Below are 23349 nucleotides of genomic sequence, written 5' to 3'. Positions count from 1 at the left end.
GCCAAGCCGATGAGCATGAACGCCTATCTCGGCGCGCGGCTGACGCCGCCCTCGATGCGGGTGCCGAGATCGTGGTGACCAAGCCGCTGCGCTGACAGTGCTGTGGCGCTTGGGCCGCTGATGCATGAGTTCACGGCTGGAAAAGGCGACGATTGGGACAAGCTCAGCCAGGGCTCGCTGGCCGGCCACCTGATCGAATGCGGCCGCAGGGCACTGGGCGGCAACTTCCTCGATTGGCAGGATGTGCCGGGCTGGGACGATATGGGGATGCCGATCGTCGAAGTGTCGGAAGACGGCAGCTTTGTCATGACCAAGACGCTCGGCACGGGCGGGCTGGTGGTGCCGGCCTCGGTCGGCGAGCAGATGCTCTACGAAATCGGCGATCCGCTACGCCCGTCCTGCCGATGTGATCTGCGGAGCTGGTCGCAGGTGACACTGGAGCAGGTGGGGCCCGACCGGGTGATGGTGAAGGGCGCGCGGGGGCTGGGACGCACCGACAGCTACAAGGTGTCGGCCACCCATGCCGACGGCTGGCGGGCGATCACCACGCTGACGCTGGCCGCGATCGACGCGCCTGCCAAGGCCGAACGTGTGGCCGAGGCCATTCTGACCCGCTGCCGCCGCATTTTCCGCGGGCGCAACCTCGGTGATTTCCGGCAGGTCAGCGTGGAGGTGCTGGGCGCCGAGGCCGCCTATGGCGCCAACGCCCGCGCCCAGACCCGCGAGGTGGTGCTGAAGATCGGCGTGACCCATGATGACCGCGATGCGCTGAACATCTTCGCCGGAGAGATCGCGCCGATGGCGGTCTCCTCCGCGCAGGGGCTGACGGGTTTCTTCGCCGGTCGGCCAAAGGTGCAGCCGGTGGTCCGTCTCTTCTCCTTCCTGCAGGACAAGGCCGATACCCCGATCGCGGTCGAGGTCGACGGCAAAGACTTGCCCGTCACCGTTGCGACCGAGGCGGTGCGACTTGATGCTTCCTCCGCGGCAGCGGTGGAAGGCCGCGAGGCCGGTCCCGGCGCGGTGATGGTGCGCCTGGTCGAACTGGCCTGGGGCCGCTCGGGCGACAAGGGGGACATCGCCAATATCGGTATTCTCGCCCGCAAGCCCGAGTATTTGCCCTATATCCGCTCGGCGCTGACCGAAGAGACCGTGAAGGACTACTTTGAGCATCTCTGCAATGGCCCGGTCGAGCGGTTCGAACTGCCCGGCATTCATGCGCTGAACTTCCTGCTGCACGACTCGCTCGGCGGCGGCGGCATCGCATCGGTCAGGATCGACCCGCAGGGCAAGGGCTTCGCACAGATGCTCCTCGATATCCAAATACCTGTGCCGGCCGATCTGGCCGCGCGCGACGGGCTTGCGGAGATGGCAGATGCTGACGCTTAACAACGTCCAGATCGTCTACGACAACGTGATCGAGGCCGTGCGCGATGCATCGCTGAGTGTGGATCAGGGACAGATCGTCACGCTTCTTGGGTCGAACGGGGCGGGCAAGTCGACAATCCTCAAGGGAATAGCCGGCGCTTGTACCCGGAAGAAGGCGACATCATCGGCGGCACGATCAGCTTTGACGGCAAAAACCTGATTGGCCGCAAGCCCGACGAAATCGTGCGCGACGGCATCGTCATGGTGCCCGAGGGGCGCCAGTTGTTCGAGCCGCTGACCGTCGAGGAAAACCTGATGATGGGCGGCATCACCCGAAGCCGGGCGGCCGCGGCCGAGGCGCTGGACTATGTCTTCTCGATCTTCCCGCGCGTCAAGGAGAAGCGTGGCACGATTGCCGGCTATCTGTCGGGCGGGGAACAGCAGATGGTGGCGATCAGCCGCGCCCTGATGTCGCGACCGCGCCTGCTGATGCTAGACGAGCCCAGCCTGGGCCTGGCCCCGCAGATCATCACCGAAATCTTCGCCGCGGTGACCAGTCTGGTTAAGGAAAGCAACGTCTCGATCTTGCTGGTGGAACAGAACGCCGAATTGGCGCTGTCGATTGCAAGCTACGGATATATCATCGAAAACGGCCGAGTGGTGATGGATGGCACGCCGCAGAAACTGATGAGCAACGAGGACGTCAAGGAATTCTACCTGGGCTTCTCCGAATCTGGCCATCGGCGCAACATGCGGGACGTGAAACACTACAAGAGACGCAAGAGGTGGCTGTCATGAGCGTGCTTTTGCAGGTCGACAATCTGGTCAAGAAATTTGGCGGTGTGACGGCAGTCAACGATGTCAGCTTTCCGGTCCTCAAGGGCGAGATCTTCAGCCTGATCGGTCCGAACGGCGCCGGCAAGACCACCATGTTCAACATGATCAGCCGGGTTCTTCCGGTCACGTCGGGCACGATCACGTTGGATGGCAAGGACATCACACGTACAGCGCCGCACAAGATTGCCTCCCTTGGAATGGGGCGCACCTTCCAGAACCTGGCGGTGTTCAAGCATGCCAGCGTTGTTGATAACATTCTTGTGGGGCGCCACAGCCACATTAATACAAGCGTTCTGGGAGGGTTGATCTTCGGGCCAACCACGCGGGCGCAGGAGCGGGCGCACCGCAAACGGGTCGAGGAGATCATAGACTTTCTCGAAATCCAGCATGTCCGCGACATGCCGGTTGGCGCTCTGGCCTACGGGTTGCAGAAAAGGGTCGAACTGGGCCGTGCCCTGGCTACCGAACCCAAACTCTTGCTACTCGATGAGATGGTTTCGGGCATGAACGCCGAGGAGACCGAGGACATCGCCCGCTTTATCCTCGATCTCCGGGAGGAGCTGGATATCACGGTGATGATGATCGAGCACGACATTGGTATTGTCACGGATATTTCCGACCATATCGGCGTGATGAATTTCGGCGAGCGCATCGCCTATGGCACGCCGGATGAAATCCGGGCCGATCCGCGTGTGATCGAAGCCTATCTCGGGCACAAACTGGAAGAAGCATTGGGGGCGGGTTGATGGACGATCTGAACCAGCGCTTTGGGGACGGCAATATCACCCTTCCGCAACTGTTGCTGCACTGGGCCGTTACTATTCCTGATGAACTGGCGATCCGGGAAAAGGACCTCGGGATCTGGAACCGGGTCACCTGGGCCGAATATTTTGCCAAAGTGCGGGGCTTCGCCCTGGGCCTCCACATCAGGGGGTTCGGGCGCGGCGATCGTCTGGCCATCGCCAGCGAAGACACGCCGGAATGGCTGTATTCCGACATCGCTGCGCAGGCGCTGGGTGGCATGACCGTCGGGGTCTATCCGACCAATCCCTGGCGCGAACTCAACTATATCCTGAGGCATTCCAAGAGCAGCATCATCGTTTGCGGGGATCAGGAACAGGTCGACAAGGTGCTGGATGCCGAAGCGAACGAAGGTGCCTTTCCCAACCTCAAGCTGATCGTGTGCGTCGACATGAAGGGGATGCGCAGTTATGACCGCACGCGGCTCAAATCGTTTGACGAAGTGGTGCAGGAAGGGCTGGATCATGCCTCGGGCCACATCGAGGACGCCGATTTCTTCCTCGATTGCGTCAATGCGGGCAAGCCCGACGATCCGGCGGTTGTGGTCTATACGTCAGGCACCACTGGCCCGCCGAAAGGCGCGGTGTTGTCGCACCGCAACCTGCTTGTGGCGTCTTATCCGCTGATAGATCAGTTCAATCTGACACGCAATCGGTATTCGGTGGTCTGCTACCTGCCGCTTTGCCATGTGGCCGAACGTGTATTCTCCACCATTCTCAGCCTGATGATCGGCGGCGCCGTGAATTTTGCCGAATCCATCGACACGCACAGGTCAACCTACGCGAAATTGCACCACAGGTGTTTCTGGGCGTCCCGCGCATCTGGGAAAAGCTCCAGTAAGCGCGTCGATCCGAATTCAGGATGCGCGGCCCATGGCCCGGCGGATTTACAACTGGGGGCTGGACCTGGGACAGGCGCATTTCCGCAAGATCGAGGCCGGCCAACAACTGAACCCGGTCGAGCGCGTCAAGCATTTTGTAGCCAAGATCCTGGTTTTCAACCCGCTCAAGCGTTTCATGGGGATCGACAAGGTGCATTGCAGCTTCGTCGGCGGCGCATCCATCTCGCCCGAGGTCGTCCGGTTTTTCCGGGTGATCGGCGTGCCGCTCTATCAGGTCTATGGCATGACCGAATCGGGGGGTCTGGCGTTCTTCCAGAATGCCGACAAGGCAACGGTCGGGGCAGCGGGTGTTCCTGCGCCGGGCCTGCAATACAGGATAGCCGAAGATGGCGAGCTGGAGATCAAGCACCCCAGCGTCTTTCTGGGCTATCTCGACAATGAAAAGGCCACGGCCGAAACCATCATTGATGGCTGGTTGCAGACCGGCGATGTGGTTGAACAGCTGGATAACGGCGAAATTGTCATCGTCGACCGGAAGAAATCCATCATCATCACGTCGGGCGGCAAGAACATCACACCGTCTGAAATTGAAAACGCCCTGAAGGATCTGATCTACATCTCTGAGGCGATCGTGGTCGGCGAGGGGCGTAACTTCCTCGGGGCATTGCTCCAGATTGACTACGATACCGTCGGCAAGTGGGCTCAGGCGCAAGGCCTCGCTTATACCACGTTCAGCCACCTTTCCAGCCTGGATGAGGTCAGGGAACTCATCGCCAAGGAGGTGGCACGGGTGAATGACGCCTTCGCACGCGTGGAAAACATTCGAAAATTCGTGCTTCTGAAAAAGCAGCTCGACCATGACGACGGCGAACTGACGGCCACCCAGAAGGTGCGGCGCAACGTCATCGAGACAAGGTTCGAAGCCGAGATGGCGGAAATCTACGCCTAGGGGGAACAGCATGGACTATTTCATTTTGCTCTGCGTTTCGGGGATTGCCATCGGCGTGATCTATGGCCTGATCGGAATGGGCTATGCTCTGATCTTCAAGGCGACCAGCGTCGTCAATTTTGCCCAGGGCGAAGTCATGATGCTGATATCATACATGGCTTTCGCGATAGCACGTTCCTGGACCCTGCCGTTCTGGGGGTTGCTGGCGGTTTGCGTCGTGCTTTCGGCGGTTGTCGGCCTGTTGATCGAGCGGATTTTCATCCGCCCGATGCTGGGGCAAGACGTCTTTTCAACCGTGATGGTCACCATCGGGCTGGCGGTGATGATACGCGCCCTAGTGGTGATGATCTGGGGGGCCGACCCGCTGGTTCTGCCCACCGACATCGGTGACAGTGGCGTCGAGATCGGCCTTGTTTTCCTGTATACGTCGCAGCTCTATGCTATCGGTCTGCTTGCGCTTTGCGTGATCGGCATGTGGGTCTTCCTGCGGTTTTCGCGCACGGGCGTCGCCATGCGGGCCACGGCCGCGCGCGAAACCACCGCGCTGCTGATGGGGATCAACGTGACTTATGTTTACGCCCTGGCCTGGGCCATTGCGGCCGTCATTGCCGGGATTGCCGGCGTGCTGCTGGGAACGATCTATGGCCTGGGGCCGGACATGTGGACGCAAGGGCTGCGCGCCTTTCCGGCGGTTATTCTCGGCGGCCTGGACTCGGTGTTCGGTGCGGCGATCTCCGGCGTTTTCATCGGTCTGCTGGAGAACATGTCCGAAGGCTATATCGGGCGCGGGCTGAAGGAGATTTCCGGCTTCCTCGTCATTCTGGTAGTTCTGATGATCCGCCCCTACGGGCTGTTCGGCACGCCCGAGATCGAGAGGGTGTGAGCTATGCGGACAGGTGTCTTTCAAGAGAGCTATGGCGAGCTGATCTCGCTGATCCGCAACCCGACGCAGGCCTATTGGACTTGGGCGTTGGTCATCATGTCGCTGGCGGCGCCGTTCGTGTTGAGCAATCACGTGACGTCGCTGGTCAACGGTATGTTAATTACCGCGATCGGGGTAATTGGCCTGAACCTTCTGACCGGTACGACGGGCCTGATTTCCTTCGGTCAGGCCGGGTTTCTTGCGGTGGGCGGCTATACTGCGGCCATCCTCTCGGCAGATTACAACATGCCGCTGTGGTTGTGCCTTCCGGCGGGCGCTCTGGCGGCGGGGGCTTTCGGGCTGTTGGTCGGGATACCATCGCTGCGCCTGAAGGGGCTGTATCTGGCGATCACTACGCTCGCATTTACCATCATCATTACCCATGTCATCCTCAGCGCCGAAAGCATCACGCATGGGTCGTCTGGCATCTCGACACCCAAGCCGGCGATCTTCGGCATGGTACTGGATACCGATAAGTCGTTTTACTACCTGATCCTGGCGGTTCTGACGCTGGCCGTCCTGGGGTCGGCCAACATCAAGCGCAGCCGCATCGGCCGTGCCTTTCTGGCGATACGGGAACAGGATATCGCAGCGCGCGCGATGGGCGTCCCGGTGGCGCGATACAAGCTTTATGCCTTTGTCGTCAGTTCTTCTTACGCGGGCGTGGCCGGGGCGCTGATGGTCTATCATATTCGTTTCGTGAACGTGGACAGCTTTAGCCTCGTCATCTCGATCGAAGCTGTGTCCATGATCATCGTTGGCGGCCTCGGGTCCACCGCCGGGGCGGTGATCGGCGTAGTGTTCGTCGTGGGGCTGGCCGAACTCCTGAACTATGCGTTCAGCTCGCTAGGCGGGACGCTCGGGTCGCTGTCGGCGCTGGAACTGAAAGGGTTCCTTTACGGTCTGACCATCGTACTCTTCCTGCGATTCGAGCCGGACGGGCTGATGGGGATCTACCGCGAATACAAGAACCGTTGGGTCAACTGGCCATTCAGATACTGATGCGAACGGCCCGGGAGGACGGGCCACTAAAAGGGGAGAAGTGAGAATGAGAATGAACTGGATTTTGAAAGGGGCGCTTTCAGTCACCCTCCTGGTGGCCGGAGCCGTCGGTGCAATGGCGGAACCCGGCGTCACCGACGACAAGGTCGTATTGGGTGCCGTGGACCCGCTGACAGGCCCGCCCAGCCTGCTGGGCAAGGCGCACAGGCTGGCGCTGCAAGTCTGGCAGGATGACGTGAATGCCCGTGGCGGCATCAACGGCCGCAAGGTCGAAATCGTGTTCGAGGATGACGGATACGTCCCGGCACGCTCGCTTCAGGCGCTGAAGAAGATGGTTGAGGTCGATGACATCTTCGGGCTGATCGGCACCTCCGGCAGCGCGCAGCTGGCGGCTATGATGCCCATGATCAACGAGCTCGGCATCCCGACACTCAACAACATGGCGGTGAACTCGCACCATTTCAACCCGCCGTTGAACCCGTTGTTCGTGGTCGGACCAACCTATTGCCAGGAAATTGCCGCCGGCATGACTTACCTCGTCGAAGAACTGGGTCTGAAAGATGGCAAATACGCGATCGCCTTTCAGGATGATGAATTTGGCGACGACGTGCGCTGCGGCTATCTCGAAGGGGTCAAGAAATACGGGCTCAACAATGTTCTGGAGCTGGAATTCAAGCGCGGCCAGAAGGATTTCTCGGCCGAAATGCTACGGGCACGGGCCGCAGGCGTGACCGTGCTGGTATCCGGCGGCGTCGTTGCCGAACACTCGATTATGCTGAAGGAAGCCGCCAAGAACCGGATGGATATCACGTTCCTCGGCGCCCATTCCGCGCATCTGACCCCGGTTCAGGCGTTGGCTGGCAGTGCAGGTGACGGCTATTATGCGGCGGACTATGTGCCCGCGCTGACCTCGCTTGAGGTTCCAGGTGTGGCGAAGTTCATGGAACTGGCCAACACATACCTCAGCGAGGACGAACGAAATTCGCTGAACCGGGCACTCGCTGGCGGGCTATGCCGGGGCGCTGATTTTCGAGCACGCGATGGCCGAATGCGGCGCTGACCTGACCCGGGCCTGCGTGATTGAAAAACTGGAAGGTCTGGACGGGTTCGAAACCGATGGCCTGCTGGGGCCCGTCACCTATGGTAAAGGTAACCGTCACGCGCCCACGGCGGCGATCGTTCTGCAGTCCAACGCGGACAAGAAGGACTTCACCATCGTGTCCGAGCGTATGGAAATCGAATGATCCGCTAACATGACAACGCCCCCCCCGTGCCGACACGGCATTGGGGGCGGGAAGGCCAAGCAGAAAGACCCGCGGATATGAGCATCACCAGGCTTCTCGTGGCGAACCGAGGAGAGATTGCCGCGCGCGTGGTGCGCACCGCCCGCGCCATCGGCATCAAGACCGCCGTGCTGCGTCATCCCGCCGAGGTGGACGCACCGGCACACGCAATTGCCGACCAGGTCGTGACCATCGACGGACCAACCCCGGTCTCGGCCTATCTGGATATCGGCCAGATCGTCCAGGCCGCACGGCATATCGGCGCCGACTCCGTGCATCCCGGCTACGGGTTTCTGGCCGAGAACGCGGCCTTCGTCAAAGCGCTGGACGAAGCAGGGATCATCTTTGTCGGACCGACTGCGGAGGTCATCGACCTGATGGGCGACAAGGTGCGCGCCCGCAATTTCGTCGCGGAACGCGGCTTTCCGGTGGCGCCTTCCGCCATCGAGGATGACAATCCGGGCGATTTCGTCGAGCGCGCCCGCGCTGTGGGCTATCCGCTGCTGATCAAGCCCTCTGCCGGCGGCGGCGGCAAGGGAATGCGCATCGTGCGCGAGGATGCCCGTCTGCGGGCAGAGATCGAAACCGCCCGCCGCGAAGGCGAACGCTATTTCGGCGACGGCCGGCTGTTTGTCGAAACCTATATCGAAAACCCGCGCCATATCGAAGTGCAAGTGATGGGCGACGGTCAGGGAAACGTGGTCCATCTCTGGGAGCGCGAATGCTCGATCCAGCGCCGGTTCCAGAAGATCATCGAGGAAACCCCCTCCCCCGCCCTGAGACCCGGCCAGCGCGAGGAAATCTGCGAGGCCGCAGCGGGCATCGCGCGGGCGGTGAACTATCGCGGCGCCGGCACGGTCGAGTTCATCTATGCCAACGATGGCCGGTTCTATTTCCTCGAGATGAACACGAGGCTTCAGGTCGAACATCCCGTCACCGAAATGGTCACGGGTTTCGATCTGGTTGCCGAACAGTTGCGCATTGCAGCCGGCGAGCCGCTGGGACTGCAGCAGGACGACATCCACCAGACCGGCCATTCGATCGAACTGCGCGTCTGCGCCGAGGATGCGGATGCCGATTTCCGCCCCGCGATCGGCAACATCCTGTTGATGGACGAGCCCGCCGGACCCGGCGTGCGGGTCGACAGCGGCATTCTGGAGGGCGGCAAGGTCACCACCGATTTCGACCCGATGCTGTCCAAGCTGATCGTGCACGGCCGCGACCGGGCCGAGGCCATCGCGCGCGCCCGCCGCGCGGCGCTAGATTATATCATTCTGGGCGTCACGACCAACCTGGGCTACCTCTATGCGATCCTTGAGCATCCAAGGTTCGGGTTCGGCGACCTGTCGACCGGGTTTCTGGACGAGGAAGCAGACGCGCTGAAACGTGCCCCCGACGCCTCCTCTACCGACATCCTGCTAGCCGCCACCGCACTGTCCGACGCGCGCCTTGTGCAGGCCGTCGAGAGCGTGCCCGCGATTTATCGAATGATGGGGGGGTGGAGAAACTGATGCGCCGTATTCTTGAAGTCCACGGAGAGGAAATCCCGGTCTGGCTGGCCTCGGTCGGGCAATTCCATGTGTTGCACCTGGGCGATCGTGAAATCCCCTGCGCCCTCACGACTGCGCCCGGCAAGGGCGCCTTTACGCTGGATCTGAATGGCACCAGTATCGCGCTGCGGATCGCCGTGGGGGAAGAGGCCACATTCGTGCACCTCGACGGCCGCGCCTATGAGATCGGGCGCACCGATCCGTCGCAACCCCTGGGCCAGGCCGACGGCGGTGCCCCGCAGGACCGGATGATTGCACCGATGCCGGGTGCCGTGATCTCCGTCTCGGTGGCCGCGGGCGATGCCGTAACCGAGGGCCAGACCCTTATGGTGATCGAAAGCATGAAATTGGAAACCACCATCACCGCACCGCGTGATGGTGTCGTTTCCGAGGTGCATTTTGCCCCCGGCGATAGTTTCGACGGTAAAGTGGTGTTGATTGGTTTCGAACCGCTGAAGGACGCCAGCTGATGCGCCGAATGCAATCCCAGATCCGCTCGGACTCAGCCGAGTTCAAGGCAGCCTCTGAGAAAATGCAAGACGTGGTGAAACGGTTCCACGACTTGCAGGACAAGGTCCGCTATGACCGCCCCCAGCGCGATCTTGACCGGCTGAAGCGTCAGAACAAGATGCTCGCGCGCCAGCGGTTGGAGCTTCTGCTGGACCCCGGCACGCCGTTTCTGGAATTCTCGACGTTGGCGGCCTATGATCTCTATGACGGTCAGGCACCGGGGGCCAACGTCATCACCGGTGTCGGCGTGATTTCCGGACGCGAAGTCGTGATCCATGCCGACGATAGCTCCAACAAGGGCGGGGCCTGGTATCCCATGTCGGTGCCGAAGATCGTGCGTGCGCTGGAATTCGCCTTGGAAAACAACCTGCCGGTCGTGCATATCTGCGACAGCGCGGGCGGCTATCTTGAGGAAATGTCAGGCGTCTTCGCGCCGGGCGGGCGAGTGTTCCGCAACCAGTGCATCCTGTCGAAGAAAGGCATACCGCAGGTCGCCATCGTCTGTGGCCATTGCACCGCCGGCGGGGCCTATGTGCCCGGGCTGTGTGAATATACCATCATCGTGCGCGACACCGGCGCGATCTTCCTGGGCGGTCCGCCCCTGGTCAAGGCCGCCACCGGTGAAGAGGTTTCGGTTAACGATCTGGGCGGGGCCGACATGCACACGTCGATCTCGGGCACCGGTGATTATCCGGTGGATACCGAACAGGCCGGAATCCTGCTGGCGCGGGAAATCGTCGCCACCTTTCCGCGCAAACCCCGCGCCTTCGACTGGGCGGCCCCCGAAGAGCCCTACTACGATCCAAAGGAAATCTATGGCATCGTGCCGACCGACTACCGCGTGCGGTTTGACATGCGCGAAGTCATTGCCCGCATCGTCGATGGTTCGCGGTTTCACGAATACCAGCCAAAGTACGGCATCACGCTGGTGACGGGATATGCCCGCATCTGGGGCTGCAAGGTCGGCATTCTCGGCAACAACGGCGTGCTGTTCAACGACAGCTCGCTGAAGGCCGCGCATTTCATTCAGCTTTGCAATCAGACCGGCACGCCGCTGATTTTCCTGCAGAACACCACCGGCTACATGATTGGCCGCGAATACGAGGAACGCGGTATCACTAAGGACGGGGCCAAGATGCTGATGGCACAGGCCGGCTCCGAAGTGCCAAAACTGACGGTGCTGACCTCTGGCGCGTTCGGGGCCGGGTATTATGGAATGTGCGGGCGGGCATGGGATCCACGGCTTCTCATGACATGGCCCAATGCTCAGATGGGAGTGATGGGGCCGGAACAGGCCGCGCGCACCCTTGGCGATGTCAAGCTGGCACAGATGCGCCGCGCCGACCCCGATCTCAGCGACGAGGTGGTGCAGGAATTGCGCGACCGCGTGCGCGCCAAGGCGGAAAACGAAACCTCGGCCTATTGGTTTACATCGCGGCTCTACGACGATGGGATCATCGACCCGCTGGACACCCGAAACATGCTGGGCATCGCGCTGACCTGTGCGGCGGGCGTCAGCCCAGGCGCGCCGCATTATGGCGTCTACAGAATGTAAGGCACAGGTCGTGATCTGCCGAGGGATTTCTCCTCAACCGTAGATTGGAGTCCGCCCCAAGTTTTGCTCCGGTCCCGTTCTCTGGACCGCCGGAAGCGAGAGTTTTCCCGGCCATTTCACAACGGCGGGCTGGTGGCGCCGTCGGGATTGAGCAAGAGATCGGATTGCGCCCGATCGCCCCATGCGGGCGCACCTCGTTATACAAGTCGACGACGGAACGCCCACGGGACCGGTTTTGAGCGCGAGCTTCTCTATCCTTGGCACCCTTGGACTGGGCGGCAAATCTTTATCCACGAGGTGTGTGATCGACAAGAAGGATGCAGCGGTTTCCCGCTGCACCATTTCCGGCCAGTCTTTGCATCGGTGGCTGGAGGTTCCTGCGAGGATGGTCGGGTTCCCAGCACGGACTGGCGCATCACGGATGCTACGGCCTACGCTTATGGTAAGACTGGTGTCGCGCCGGGATTTGGCCGATCCGCCGTTCGAATAGGTATCCGACGCAGGACGCGCGAGGAATGGCTGACACTGATTCCGGGGAAAAGGTTATGTCAGATCTGATGCGACACAGCCTCGACTTTGTCTCCCGCAAGGATCGCAAGCCGGTCGCCGGCGCGCTGAAGAACATCTATCGTGTTCGACGCCGTCGCCGGAGAAGCGGCACTCGGCGCCTTCGAGGAAGGTATCTGGGGGCGCCGCTATCCGGCCATCGCCCAGAGTTGGCGTCGCGCCTGGAGCGAGGTCGTGCCCTTCTACGCCTTTCATTTTGACGTACGCCGATTCTTGTACACGACGGATGAGATCGACAAGCGCTTTATGCGCGGGCGACCTCGTGGAGAAGCGCGGTGCATCGGCTGCAAGCGCCGCCGAGCAGCCTATTCAAGCCTTGCCGGATTGAGGCGCCCGCGAAGTGCTCGTAATTCTCCTCGGCTTTCGGGCGATGTTCATCTCCTGATGCCGCAGTTCCTTCACGTGGTAGGCATAGGTTGGCCTACATGCATTGCCCTTCCTCTGCATCTTCCCCGCCTGCAGTTCCATTCCGCGCACCTTGTGAGCGACCAGGCTTGGCCGAGCCCACATATACTCCTTCTCCTTGGTGAGCATGTGCCAGACTAGGGCGATCCTTCCGATCGACCCCGGAGAGAACCCTGAGCCCGGCAGACGCTGCATCAGCGGAAAGAAAGGAACTCGTTGACAAAGGCGATTAGAGAACGTGGTGGGGCATCATCATACGGCGTCTCTCCCAGATTGTCGCGCTATAGCGTGCCTAAGCGCCCGCGCAAGCAGCGACATCGTGATCTCGGCAAGATAGTCGAAGACCAGATAATCGATGTCGCCCTTCGTCACCAGTTGGCCAACCGCCTCGGGCGTGTCGCCCCAGAACCCCGAGGCGCAGCCGATGCGCACAGTTCGCCCAGTCATCGCAACCTCCCTGTCGCCCGGTCCATTCGGGTGGACGCCGATGGCAAGCTTCCGTCTTTCCTCCCAAGCGCATGCCCAAAAAAAAGACACACGCAGCTCGACACCACTTGAAACGTTTTCTAACATATGTTTGATTTTGATCAATAGGCAAGTTGCGCAGCCATCGGGAGGATCAAAGATGAACGTCCAGGCCGAGCCAGGCATGGCCGCGCTCGCGGCCATAAAGGCCAACTATTCGCTGACGCCCGAACAACGGCAGATCGTGGATCACGTGGATCGGGTTGCGCGCGAGATTCTTCATCCATTGCAAGAGAAGATGGATGCGGAAGAATGGTGGCCCGAGGATTTGTTTCGGCAGATGGGCGAGCTCGGGCTGCTGGGCATTACCGCGCCCGAGGAGCTGGGCGGCAGCGGCCAGAACGAATTTACCCAGGCCCTGGTCTCAGAGACCATCTCGAAATGGAACCCGGCAGTCGGCCTTTCGCACGGCGCGCACGACAATCTGTGCCTCAACAACATCCTCAGGAACGGCTCGGATGAGCAGGTGCGGAAATACGTTCCCGGCCTGTGCTCGGGCGAGCTGGTCGGCGCACTTGGGCTGACCGAGCCCGGCGCGGGCTCGGACGCGCTGGGCTCGATGGCCACCGGCGCCGTGCGCGATGGCAATGATTATGTGATCAACGGCTCGAAGATCTACATCACCAACGGCCCGATCGCGGATGTCATCCTGGTTTACGCAAAAACCGATAAGGCGAAGGGCGCCAAGGGCATCTCGGCTTTCATCGTGGAGACCGACAATCCCGGCTTCAAGGTGGCGCAGAAGCTCGACAAGATGGGCTTTCGTGGCTCGCCCACGGGCGAGCTGGTGTTCGAGGATTGCCGCGTGCCCGCCTCGGCCATGATCGGGGCCGAGAACAGCGGCGTTTCGGTGGTGATGAGCGGGCTCGACCTGGAGCGGGCGATGGTCGCTTCGGTTTGCGTGGGGATGGCCGAAAGGGCTCTGGAGCTGGCGCTCGATTACGCCAGGATCCGCGAACAGTTCGGCAAGCCGATCGCCAGTTTCCAGATGGTGCAGGCCATGCTGGCCGAGATGTATACCGAGATCGAGGCCGCTCGCAGCCTGTCGCTGCGCACCGCCGCCATGTGCGAGGGGCTGGAAGAAGGCGAAGGGGGGCGTGGCGAGATCCACAAGCTGACGGCCGCGGCTATCTTCAAGGCTGCGGCAGCGACCTCCTTCGTGCTGGATCGCGCGGTGCAGATTCACGGCGGATCGGGCTACATGCGCGACACCGAGGTCAACCGCCTCTATCGGACGGGCCGGGTTCTCGAGGTGGGCGCGGGCACGCAGGAGGTGCGCAAGCTCATCATCTCCGGCGAACTGCTGAAGAACTGAGGCCCGGCACATGGCACAAAAACAAGTGCAGAGCCGTTTCGCCCCCGACCTCATGGCAGGCCAGGTGGCTCTCGTGACTGGCTCGGGCTCCGGCATGGGCCGCGCCACAGCACTCGAAATGGCTTCCTGCGGGGCCAGACTGGCGCTATTCGCCCGTCGCGAGGAGCCGCTTCAGGAAACCGCCGAGATGATCCGCGCGACGGGGGGCGAAGCCTTCGTCGTCCCGGGCGACACTCGCGACGAGAAGAGCGTCGAGTCGGCAATGCTGAAGATCAAAGATCACTACGGTCGGCTCGACGTGCTTGTGAACAATGCCGGCGGCCAGTATATCGCCGCCGCCCGCGACATCACCAACAAAGGGTTCGAGGCGGTTATCCGCAACAATCTGATCGGCTCGTGGCAGATGACGCGCGCCGCCGCCGACCACTTCATGTTCGAGAACGGCGGCTCGATCGTATTCGTAACCGCGATCTCGACCCGCACCGCACTTACGGGCTTCGCCCATACCGTTGCCGCGCGCGCAGGCGTCACAGGCTTGATGAAGACGCTCGCCGCCGAATGGGGTGAATACGGCATCCGCCTGAACTGCGTAGCTCCCGGTGCGATCAAGACAGAGGCGCTCGGCCGCTACCCGATACCGCCGAAAAAGTGGCACGAGCTAAACCGGTCAGTTCTTAACCGCATGGGGGCGGCGGAAGACGTCGCAGGGACGATCATTTTTCTCGCCTCCAGGCTCGGTTCCTTCATTACCGGCGAGGATGTGTATGTGGACGGGGGAGAAACCCTGCACATGGGCCACGACGCCCGCGACATGATCCATCCGGACATGTTCCAGGAGCGTCAGCGGGGGGACGGAAAGAATGAGTGAATCCGTCGTCCTGCTCGAGATTGCCGATCGCATCGCAACGGTGACGCTCAACGACCCCGACAGGCGCAACCCCGTCACCGGCAACGAGATGATCGCGGGGCTGCTCGACGCGTTCGACCAGGCGCAGCGCGATCCCGAGGTGAGCGTCATGATCCTGACCGGCGCGGACCCGGCCTTCTGCGCCGGCGGCGACGTCAAGGAAATGTCAGACCCCGAAAGCGTGTTCCGCAAAGATCCGCTGGCCGCGGCGGACAGCTACATCACCGGCATTCAGCGGATACCGCTCGCGCTCTACAATCTCGACATACCTACGATCGCAGCTGTCAACGGCCCGGCCGTGGGCGCGGGCTGCGACCTGACGATGATGTGCGACATGCGCATCGCGTCGGAGAAGGCGAAATTCGGCGAGGTATTTTTGAACCTCGGAATCATTCCCGGCGACGCAGGCAGCTGGTTCCTCCTGCGGCGGCTCGGGCACCAGAAAGCGGCCGAACTGACATTCACCGGCCGGATGGTCGGGGCCGAGGAGGCGCTGGAGCTAGGAATGGTGCTTGAGGTGGTGCCGCATGGCGATCTCATGGCGCGGGCGCGGGAGCGTGCGGCCGTAATTGCGGCCAAGCCGCCCCGCGCACTGCGCGTCGCCAAGCGGCTGATGCGCAATGCCGAACGCATGGACCTGCCGGATTTCCTGAATACCGCCGCCGCCTACCAGGCACTGATGCACCAGACCAAGGACCACCACGAAGCTCTTGCCGCGTTCCTCGAGAAACGAAAACCTGCATTCTTTGGCGACTGACAGATCGGCCTTACAGTTGACCCATCCGGACCAGAAGAAACTAGATCAGATCGCCAGGATGTGGAACCATCGCGGACGTGGTCTGATTACCGAGATGAACCTGAAGATTGAAAAGGTGGCGATTGATGGCGTTCTGGTCAGGATGCCGTTCAACCCCGCTTTCTGCGCCGACGAGGTCAAAACCCTGCTGCATGGGGGGGTGTTGACGGCCCTTCTGGACAGCGTGTTCGGACTAGCGAATTTCGTGGCGATCGACGGGATCAGCAGCATGGCGACACTCGACCTCCGCGTCGACTATCTGCGCCCGGCGAAATCGCGGGCCGACGTCATGGTGCGCGCAGAATGCATTCGGCAGACCCGGCATATCGCGTTCAATTCGGGCAGGATCTGGTTCGATGAGCCGGATCAGGCCGAAGTGGCCCGTGGCGCCGCTAGTTTTGCGCTCACACGGGGCGAGGTCAGCATTTTCGATGCGATGACGCAAAGCAGGTCCTCCAAATGACGCCGGATCTGGCAACTCAGCAGCTCAGGAAAGTACCGTTCTTCCAGTTTCTCGACTTCATGATCACCGAGCTTGCTGAAACGCATGCGGCCGCGACGATGCCCTTCGCCGAACGACTGATCGGAAATCCGATCATGGAATACTACCATGGCGGAATCATCGCGAGCTTCATGGAGGCGGTCGCCGCGATCAGCGTAAGCCATGGTCCCGATCTGCAGCCACCCAAGCCGATCAATCTGACGGTTGACTACTTGCGCCCGGCGGTCAAAGGGGCCCTGATGGCCGAAGCCACAGTGACGCGGAAGGGCAAGCGCATGGCAAGCGTGCGGACGGCCTGTTGGCAGGATGACGACTCCCGGCCGGTGGCCGAAGGGTTGTATCATTTTCTATTGGTCTGAGGCTATTCTTCGCGCCCCGATTATGTGATCTTCGGGGCTGAGCCGTTGGCCGAAATACCGTCCAGCAGCATTTTGATGAGCAGATCCGTGAAAGCTGAAAGCGTATAGTATCCGCGTTGGTCGCCCTTGCCGGGATCGAACCATTCGACCGTCCAATTCAGCGCGCCCAGCATGGCCTGCCGTAGCGGAACCACCTTTATGTCGGAGCGCAAGGCTCCGGCCGTCTGCGCCTCGCGCAACAGCCGATCCCAGACCTTCGCGTATTGGTGTCGAACAGGCCGATGGCGCGAGCGGATCCCTTCCGGCAGCATCCCATAGATGCGGATGTTGGCGGAGGTAAACTCGCTGGCACGGAACAAATATGCCATGTGCGTCGCGATCGCGGTCGCGATCCGGTTTCTATGATCTTCCTTGTTCGGCCATATGGCGGCCGCATGGCTGACGCCGTTCAAGAGATCATGCAGGCCCAGGTCGAGCACCTCATCGAGAATTTCCTCCTTCGAGCCGAAATGGTAGTAGACGCTGCCTGCCTCAAGGCCCGCTTCCGATGCGACACGTCGTATTGTAGCGGCCTTGTAGCCGCTCTCTCGCAAGATTTGGGCGGCCGTGCGAAGGATTTGATGGCGGGTTCGTTCGGCCTTCCCCGCTGGTTCGAGTCCATCTGTCAGGTCAAGAGATTCGACCGATTTTCTGACCGTTCCGCCACGTTTGGTGCACATGCCGTCGAGCAGCAGTTTCGACAAGCGTTCCGACAGCAGACTGACCGGATAACGTTCGCTGTCGCACCATTCCGCTGTCCAGTTCATAGCTCCGAGGATGAACTGGCTGACCAGGGTGACCGAGATGTCACCACGCAGATCGTCCTGATGGTGCTGCAAGAATGATCGCCAGAGCTGCGCATAGGCCTCTCGCAAGGGACGATGCGCTCTGCGGCGCTTGTCCGACAGCATAGGGAAGTTCCTGATATTCGCTGAAGTGAAATCACTTTCTTTCAAAAGGAAACAAAGGTGAGTGTCGACAAGCTGCGCGAACGTTTTCCGGAATGGGTCACCTTCCGCCGCCGACCGTTCGACGATCCCCCGAATTTGCTCGTAGAGTTGTCTAACCCCAATATCGAGGACCTCGTCCAGGATCTGATCCTTCGAGCCGAAATGATAGTAGATGCTACCGGCTTCCAGGTTCGCCGCCTCGGCGATCCGCCGCATGGTGGTCGCGTTGTATCCCTCTTTGCTAAACAGCTTCGCCGCCGCCAGGAGGATCGCGCGACGCGTCTGCACCGATTTCCCGTATGGCTCGTCGCGGGGGCTATGGGGGAGGATTTCTTCCATGGATCTCTCTTTCGACGCTGGACATCAGTTTATCAGTTGAGGTAATTCGAACAAGCGTTAGAATGCGCGGTCATTCCACGGTGCCTGCGACACCGGCAAAAGGAGAAACGGGAATGCGCGGACTGAAAGGCAAGAGAGTAATCGTCACGGGTGGCGGAAGCGGAATCGGGCGGGCGATCTGCACCCGCTTCGCCGAGGAAGGAGCCGAGGTTGCGGTTTTCGACCTCAATGAAGAAGGTGCCCGGCAAACCGTCGGAACGATCGAAGATGCAGGCGGCAAGGCGCGTGCTTACACCGTCGACATCACCGACCGCAAGGCAGTGGACGCCGCAGTGGCCGAGTTCGAGGCCGGCGGGCCGATCGACGTTCTGGTCAACAACGCCGGATGGGATGAGATCAAGCCGTTCCTCGAGACCGATCTTGATCTGTGGAAGAAGATCATAGACATCAACCTCTACGGCCCTCTTCACATGCATCATGCTGTTCTTCCGGGAATGGTAAGGAATGGGTCCGGCCGCGTCGTGAACATCAGTTCGGATGCGGGCCGCGTCGGCTCCTCGGGCGAGGCGGTCTATTCGGCCTGCAAAGGCGGCATCATTTCCTTTACCAAGACCGTCGCGCGGGAACTGGCCCGCAAGGGCATTCAGCTCAACGCGGTCGCGCCCGGTCCGACAGACACCCCGCTATTCGCAGAAGTCGCCAAGGGCGAAGCCGGAGAGAAGATTGCGGAAGGCCTTAAACGGGCGATCCCCATGAGACGTCTCGCCCAGCCGACGGACTATCCCGGGATTGTGTGTTTCCTCGCCTCGGACGATGCCGGATTCATAACCGGACAGGTCATTTCCGTATCGGGCGGGCTGTCAATGCACGGTTGACAGCCCGGCGGTGCTTTCCGGTTCCAAACGATGTCAAGGTTTCCTCCCCACCTGGCCGCATTCAGTGCGGCCCCTTTTTTAGGTCAGAAGATCCGTAATGTTCGAGGCCGACCAAACCATCAAGGAAACAAATGCGCTCGCGGCATTCATGGACCGTTGTGGCGTTGCGAACTACGAGGAATTGGTCGAACGCGCAGACAGTGACCCGGATTGGTTCTGGACGCAGATTCTCGACCTCACCCGCATTCGATTCGCCCGCCCGCATGACCGTCTGCGCGAGATCGGCGACGGACCGGAGAACATCCGCTGGGGAATCGGCGGCGCACTGAATCTCACCGAAACCTGTCTCGACGCGCACATCGAGAAGGGGCTCGGCGATAAGACAGCGATCGACTGGGTGGACGAAGACGGCAGCCGCCAGCAATGGAGCTATTCCCGGCTTGCCGAGGAAGCCGCGCGCGTTGCCTCCGCCCTCTCGGCGCGTGGAGTGAGGCCCAGCCAGGGCGTCGGCATCTACATGCCGATGATCCCCGAAATCGAGGCCGCGCTTCTGGGCATCGCGCGGCTGGGCGCCGTAGCGGTCCCGCTATTTTCCGGGTTTGCGCCGCATGCCATCGTCACCCGCCTGAACGACGCCCGTGCCGTTGCCGTGCTGACTGCGGATGCGACGCCCCGGCGGGGCAAGCCGGTCTGGATGGAAGCCACCCTGGCCGAGGCACTGGCGGAGGTGCCCTCGGTGCATACCGTGTTCAGCCTGCGGCGCTTCGGCGGCCCAGTGGCCGATCCGGCCCGCGATCTCGACTGGCAGGAAACCGTCGCTAAGGCCGACGCGACGCGGCCGGCGCATCCGGTGGAGACCGACGCACCGCTGCTCATCGCCTACACCTCGGGCACCACCGGCAAGCCCAAGGGGGTGGTTCACACGAATTTGGGCGTACAGGCCAAGGCCACGGCCGATTTTCTGCTGTGTCTCGATCTAAAGCCCGATGATCGGCATCTTTGGATGACGGACATGGGTTGGGTGATGGGGCCCCTCACGCTGATTTCGGTGCTGCTTGCGGGCGCCACGTTGGTGCTCGCCGAAGGAGCGCCCTCGATGCCGGGCGATCCCTTCCGCCTACTGCGGCTGGCCGCCGAGAACAAAGTTACTCATATGGGCGTTGCCCCAACGCTGGTGCGGCAATTCATGACGCAGGATCCCGCGCCGCTGCGGGGGACATGATCTTTCCGCACTGCGTATCGTCGCCTCGACCGGAGAGCCCTGGACCGAAGATGCCTGGCTTTGGCACCTGGAGCATATCTGCCGGCACCACGCGGTACCGCTCAACATTTCGGGTGGAACCGAGCTCTTCGGCGCAATTCTTACCTCGACCGTATTTCACGAGGTGAAGCCGGGTGGCTTTTCGGGTCAGGCGCTGGGCGTCGGTGCCAAGGTGCTGCGCGTGGACGGCAGCGAGGCTGCGCCGGGCGAGGTCGGCGAATTGGTCGTCACCCGGCCGCCGATGGGGCTGACGCCGACGATCTGGGGCAACAAAAAGCGCTATCTCGACACCTACTGGTCCACGTTTCCCGGCATCTGGCGCCATGGCGACTGGGCGCGGCGCGATCCGGACGGCACCTGGTTTATCCTCGGCCGTTCCGATGACACGCTGAACATTGCCGGCAAGCGCATCGGGCCACCGGAGATCGAGGCGGCGCTGACCGAAACGGGGAAAGTTGTGGATGCAGCGGCGATACCCGTCCCCGACCCCATAAAGGGGCACAACGGTGATTTGCATCTGCGTCACGGCGCCCGGTGTGACGCCCGATGACAGGCTCGTCGAGCAGCTCAAGGACCGCGTCGGCGAGGTGGTTTCGAGGCCCTTCCGCCCGAGCGAGATCCATTTCGTCGAGGCGCTGCCCAAGACCCGCAGCATGAAGACGATGCGCCGGATCGTGCGCGCCGCCTTCCTGGACGAGGATCCGGGCGACCTCTCCTCGATCAGCAATCCCGAAACGATGGAGGCCATCGCGGCCCTGAGAAAGGACAAGCCATGATCACGGTTTTCGGAGCCACGGGCACCACCGGCGTGCCACTGGTGGAAGCGCTTCTCACCAGGGGCGCGAGGCTGCGTGCCGTCACCGGCCAGCCTGCGAAGGCTGCGGCGTTGGTGGCGAAGGGTTGCGATGCCGCCGTGGCGGATTTCGGCGACCGCGACGCTTTGGAACGCGCCTGCCAAGGGGCGGAGAAGGCCTATCTCGTGACGCCGCCGCATCAGGACATGCGCCGCTGGAAGGCCAATGCCATCGCCGCGGCCAAGGCGGCGGGCGTGCGCCATGTGGTCATGTCCACCGGACTCGGTGCTTCGCCCAGGGCGCGGCTGACCTTCGGGATGTGGCATTCCGAAAGCCAGGAACTGCTGAAGGACAGCGGCATGGACTGGACCTTAGTTCAGCCCACCTATTTCATGCAAAACCTTCTGTGGCAGGCTGAAAACATCGTCTCCGATGGCGTCTATTATGACGATCTGGGTGGGCCGGTGGCGTGGGTCGACGCCGGTGACATCGCCGATGTGGCGGTCGAGGCGCTGCTTGGCGCGGGCCATGCTGGCAAGGCCTATGGCCTGACGGGCGCGGAGGCGTTGACCGGCGAGGAGATCGCCTCTCTCCTCAGCGAGGCGACAGGCCGCGCGGTGACATGCGCCTCCTTGCCGCCGAATCAGGCCAAGGCGAGCATGATTGCGAACGGCATGCACCCCGACGTCGCCGCCGCCATGGTGGAGTTGGCCTCGCTCGCAGCCAAGGGCTATCTCGCCGGCATTGAGACCACGGTCAGCGAGGTGCTCGGCCGCCCGGCGCGCCGCTTCCGCGACTTTGTGGCCGGGAACAGGCATGCCTACGTCGGATAAGGCGGCGCCCGCGCCGCTTTATCTCGAGCTCGCGCCGCCGGCCGGGGCCCCCGCCCAGATCGACCATTTCTTCGTCTACTGCGATTGCGGCCTCTTGTCGGGTCCCGGCACCGGCCACTTCGCCACCGATCTCTTTACGCTTTCCCTGACGCTGCGCGGCGGAGCCGATCGCGGCCCCCGCCCGCGCCTCGACCTCGAACCGCCCCGCCCCGCCTTCAGCCCGCGCCGCGCGCCCTTCGAGGGCGCGATCGCCGGAATGCGCCTCGACGCCGCGCCCCACCTTCTCCCCTCCGAAGGTAATCTGGACGCGCTGACCCTTGCTCTTCTGGCAGTGACGGGGAACGGTGAGGCCTGGGCGCCGCTTGTTGCGGCACTCGACCAGCTCGCCTGCGACCTGACCTTCTCCGGCAGCCACTCCGCCCCCGCCAGCGCGCGAAGTGAACGGCGTTGCGTTCGCGCGACCACCGGCATGTCGCGACGGCGGCTCGCCGCCACCCGGCGTTTCCGGACCCTGCTGGACGGGCTTGCGGCGCGCGATCAGGCGTTAAGCGAACTGGCGCTCGATGCAGGGTACTACGACCAGTCGCACATGTCGGCCGCCTGCCGCGCCTTCGCCGACGCCCCACCGGGCGTGCTCCGCCGCCTTGCCTGCGCGCGGCCCTCTGGCCGTTTCTTCCAAGATCAGGGACTCGAAACCCGCCTAAGACTGCTCATCGATCCCTGACGAGGAGCAGACAGGCCATGCCCGGTTTCGAACCGAAGAACCCCGATTTCGACGCACGCGTGCGCGACAGTTTCGGACGCCAGAAGGTGATGCACACGCTGGGCATCACCATTGCCGACCTGTCGCCCGGGCGCATCGTTCTGGAGATGGCGCACCACGACGCGCTGACCCAGCAGCACGGCTTCGTTCACGCCGGCATCGTCTCGACAGCGCTCGACAGCGCTTGCGGCTACGCCGCCTTCTCGCTGATGCCGGCCGAAGCGGCGGTGCTGACCGTGGAGTTCAAAATCAACCTCCTCAACCCAGCCGACGGCGAGTGCTTCCGCTTCCAGGCCGAGGTGGTCAAACCGGGTCGCACCCTCACCATCTGCGAGGCGCGCGCCCATGCGCTGAAGGGCGGGGCGGAGAAGCTGGTCGCCACGATGACCGGTACGCTGATGGCGCTGTTCGGACGGACGGGTGTCAGCGGATAGGCGCAGTCGAGGCAGGCCTCAGTTGGCCTCGCGCTCGATCCAGGTCTCCAGGACGTGGCGCTGGATCTTG

At 62.1% G+C, this 23349-nt stretch carries 23 protein-coding genes and 4 pseudogenes; 25 read left to right on the top strand and 2 right to left on the bottom strand.

All coding sequences use genetic code 11. The annotated features are described in order from the left end of the window. Positions 1 to 93 precede the first annotated feature (93 nt). The 13 genes and pseudogenes from LRS09_RS28840 to LRS09_RS28780 form a co-directional block, all read left to right on the top strand. Positions 94 to 1386, top strand: a pseudogene (locus tag LRS09_RS28840) (acyclic terpene utilization AtuA family protein); the annotation flags it as partial. Then, positions 1373 to 2163: pseudogene (locus tag LRS09_RS28835) on the top strand (ABC transporter ATP-binding protein). The pseudogenes LRS09_RS28840 and LRS09_RS28835, both read left to right, overlap by 14 nt. After that, positions 2160 to 2948 carry an ABC transporter ATP-binding protein gene (locus LRS09_RS28830; RefSeq protein ID WP_257810447.1) on the top strand — a complete coding sequence of 263 codons (789 nt, stop codon included), beginning with the start codon at positions 2160 to 2162 and terminating at the stop codon, positions 2946 to 2948. The pseudogene LRS09_RS28835 and the gene LRS09_RS28830 overlap by 4 nt, the downstream one beginning before the upstream one ends. After that, positions 2948 to 3715 (top strand): annotated as a pseudogene (locus tag LRS09_RS30540) (AMP-binding protein); the annotation flags it as partial. The gene LRS09_RS28830 and the pseudogene LRS09_RS30540, both read left to right, overlap by 1 nt. 160 nt (positions 3716 to 3875) lie before the next feature. Further along, the gene (locus tag LRS09_RS28820; protein WP_257810627.1) at positions 3876 to 4793 is read left to right on the top strand and encodes a long-chain fatty acid--CoA ligase; all 918 of its coding nucleotides are present in this window, start codon (positions 3876 to 3878) and stop codon (positions 4791 to 4793) included. A gap of 10 nt (positions 4794 to 4803) precedes the next feature. Beyond that, positions 4804 to 5676 carry a branched-chain amino acid ABC transporter permease gene (locus LRS09_RS28815; RefSeq protein WP_257810445.1) on the top strand — a complete coding sequence of 291 codons (873 nt, stop codon included), beginning with the start codon at positions 4804 to 4806 and terminating at the stop codon, positions 5674 to 5676. A gap of 3 nt (positions 5677 to 5679) precedes the next feature. Continuing rightward, positions 5680 to 6717 carry a branched-chain amino acid ABC transporter permease gene (locus LRS09_RS28810; RefSeq protein WP_257810444.1) on the top strand — a complete coding sequence of 346 codons (1038 nt, stop codon included), beginning with the start codon at positions 5680 to 5682 and terminating at the stop codon, positions 6715 to 6717. A gap of 52 nt (positions 6718 to 6769) precedes the next feature. After that, complete coding sequence (locus tag LRS09_RS28805; RefSeq protein WP_257810625.1) at positions 6770 to 7777, top strand: ABC transporter substrate-binding protein; 1008 nt, start codon at positions 6770 to 6772, stop codon at positions 7775 to 7777. Continuing rightward, complete coding sequence (locus LRS09_RS28800; RefSeq protein WP_257810624.1) at positions 7758 to 7961, top strand: hypothetical protein; 204 nt, start codon at positions 7758 to 7760, stop codon at positions 7959 to 7961. The genes LRS09_RS28805 and LRS09_RS28800 overlap by 20 nt, the downstream gene beginning before the upstream one ends. 77 nt (positions 7962 to 8038) lie before the next feature. After that, positions 8039 to 9511: an acetyl/propionyl/methylcrotonyl-CoA carboxylase subunit alpha gene (locus LRS09_RS28795; RefSeq protein WP_257810441.1), complete on the top strand. Its 1473-nt coding sequence runs from the start codon at positions 8039 to 8041 to the stop codon at positions 9509 to 9511. Further along, positions 9511 to 10020, top strand: coding sequence for a biotin/lipoyl-containing protein (locus LRS09_RS28790; RefSeq protein ID WP_257810440.1), 510 nt, complete (start codon positions 9511 to 9513; stop codon positions 10018 to 10020). The genes LRS09_RS28795 and LRS09_RS28790 overlap by 1 nt, the downstream gene beginning before the upstream one ends. Before the next feature lie 8 nt (positions 10021 to 10028). Beyond that, positions 10029 to 11615 carry an acyl-CoA carboxylase subunit beta gene (locus tag LRS09_RS28785; RefSeq protein ID WP_257810622.1) on the top strand — a complete coding sequence of 529 codons (1587 nt, stop codon included), beginning with the start codon at positions 10029 to 10031 and terminating at the stop codon, positions 11613 to 11615. A 554-nt stretch (positions 11616 to 12169) separates the two neighbouring features. After that, positions 12170 to 12419: pseudogene (locus LRS09_RS28780) on the top strand (transposase); the annotation flags it as partial. Between the two features lie 420 nt (positions 12420 to 12839). On the opposite strand, the gene LRS09_RS30535 reads toward LRS09_RS28780, so the two are convergent. Further along, positions 12840 to 13034: a DUF1446 domain-containing protein gene (locus tag LRS09_RS30535; protein ID WP_257810438.1), complete on the bottom strand. Its 195-nt coding sequence runs from the start codon at positions 13032 to 13034 to the stop codon at positions 12840 to 12842. Here LRS09_RS30535 and LRS09_RS28775 point away from each other — a divergent pair. From LRS09_RS28775 to LRS09_RS28755, 5 genes are read left to right on the top strand one after another with little or no spacing between them, the layout of a single operon-like run. After that, a complete protein-coding gene (locus LRS09_RS28775; RefSeq protein WP_257810621.1) occupies positions 12943 to 14427 on the top strand; it encodes an acyl-CoA dehydrogenase family protein in 1485 nt (494 codons plus the stop codon). The two genes, LRS09_RS30535 and LRS09_RS28775, sit on opposite strands and share 92 nt — an antisense overlap. A 10-nt stretch (positions 14428 to 14437) precedes the next feature. Beyond that, a complete protein-coding gene (locus LRS09_RS28770; RefSeq protein ID WP_308240380.1) occupies positions 14438 to 15295 on the top strand; it encodes an SDR family oxidoreductase in 858 nt (285 codons plus the stop codon). Beyond that, a complete protein-coding gene (locus LRS09_RS28765; RefSeq protein WP_257810430.1) occupies positions 15288 to 16091 on the top strand; it encodes an enoyl-CoA hydratase-related protein in 804 nt (267 codons plus the stop codon). The genes LRS09_RS28770 and LRS09_RS28765 overlap by 8 nt, the downstream gene beginning before the upstream one ends. Positions 16092 to 16107: 16 nt before the next feature. Then, positions 16108 to 16593 (top strand): PaaI family thioesterase, encoded by a 486-nt coding sequence (locus tag LRS09_RS28760; RefSeq protein WP_257810428.1) that lies wholly within the window; start codon positions 16108 to 16110, stop codon positions 16591 to 16593. Then, positions 16590 to 16991: a PaaI family thioesterase gene (locus LRS09_RS28755; protein WP_257810619.1), complete on the top strand. Its 402-nt coding sequence runs from the start codon at positions 16590 to 16592 to the stop codon at positions 16989 to 16991. Before LRS09_RS28760 ends, LRS09_RS28755 begins: the two co-directional genes overlap by 4 nt. 20 nt (positions 16992 to 17011) lie before the next feature. On the opposite strand, the gene LRS09_RS28750 is transcribed toward LRS09_RS28755, so the two are convergent. Beyond that, a complete protein-coding gene (locus tag LRS09_RS28750; protein ID WP_257810618.1) occupies positions 17012 to 18319 on the bottom strand; it encodes a TetR/AcrR family transcriptional regulator in 1308 nt (435 codons plus the stop codon). 113 nt (positions 18320 to 18432) lie between these two features. Between LRS09_RS28750 and LRS09_RS28745 the strand changes: the two genes are divergently transcribed. The 7 genes from LRS09_RS28745 (at position 18433) to LRS09_RS28715 (ending at position 23279) form a co-directional block, all read left to right on the top strand. Beyond that, the gene (locus LRS09_RS28745) at positions 18433 to 19194 is read left to right on the top strand and encodes a glucose 1-dehydrogenase (RefSeq protein WP_173194957.1); all 762 of its coding nucleotides are present in this window, start codon (positions 18433 to 18435) and stop codon (positions 19192 to 19194) included. A gap of 97 nt (positions 19195 to 19291) precedes the next feature. Then, on the top strand, positions 19292 to 20416 hold the full coding sequence (locus LRS09_RS28740; RefSeq protein ID WP_257810617.1) for an AMP-binding protein: 1125 nt from the start codon (positions 19292 to 19294) through the stop codon (positions 20414 to 20416). A gap of 163 nt (positions 20417 to 20579) precedes the next feature. Further along, positions 20580 to 21005, top strand: coding sequence for a hypothetical protein (locus tag LRS09_RS28735; RefSeq protein ID WP_374684949.1), 426 nt, complete (start codon positions 20580 to 20582; stop codon positions 21003 to 21005). After that, complete coding sequence (locus tag LRS09_RS28730) at positions 20992 to 21231, top strand: hypothetical protein (protein ID WP_257810615.1); 240 nt, start codon at positions 20992 to 20994, stop codon at positions 21229 to 21231. Before LRS09_RS28735 ends, LRS09_RS28730 begins: the two co-directional genes overlap by 14 nt. Then, positions 21228 to 22082, top strand: coding sequence for an NAD(P)H-binding protein (locus LRS09_RS28725; RefSeq protein ID WP_257810417.1), 855 nt, complete (start codon positions 21228 to 21230; stop codon positions 22080 to 22082). The genes LRS09_RS28730 and LRS09_RS28725 overlap by 4 nt, the downstream gene beginning before the upstream one ends. Next, positions 22066 to 22806, top strand: coding sequence for a helix-turn-helix domain-containing protein (locus LRS09_RS28720; RefSeq protein WP_257810415.1), 741 nt, complete (start codon positions 22066 to 22068; stop codon positions 22804 to 22806). Before LRS09_RS28725 ends, LRS09_RS28720 begins: the two co-directional genes overlap by 17 nt. A 17-nt stretch (positions 22807 to 22823) precedes the next feature. Then, positions 22824 to 23279, top strand: coding sequence for a PaaI family thioesterase (locus LRS09_RS28715; RefSeq protein WP_257810413.1), 456 nt, complete (start codon positions 22824 to 22826; stop codon positions 23277 to 23279). The last annotated feature ends 70 nt before the right edge of the window (positions 23280 to 23349 follow it).

This window comes from Mesorhizobium sp. J428 (genome assembly GCF_024699925.1).
GTDB lineage: Bacteria > Pseudomonadota > Alphaproteobacteria > Rhizobiales > Rhizobiaceae > Mesorhizobium_A.
Note: the sequence above shows the minus strand (reverse complement) of the source record. Positions and strands in the feature narration are given on the sequence as shown.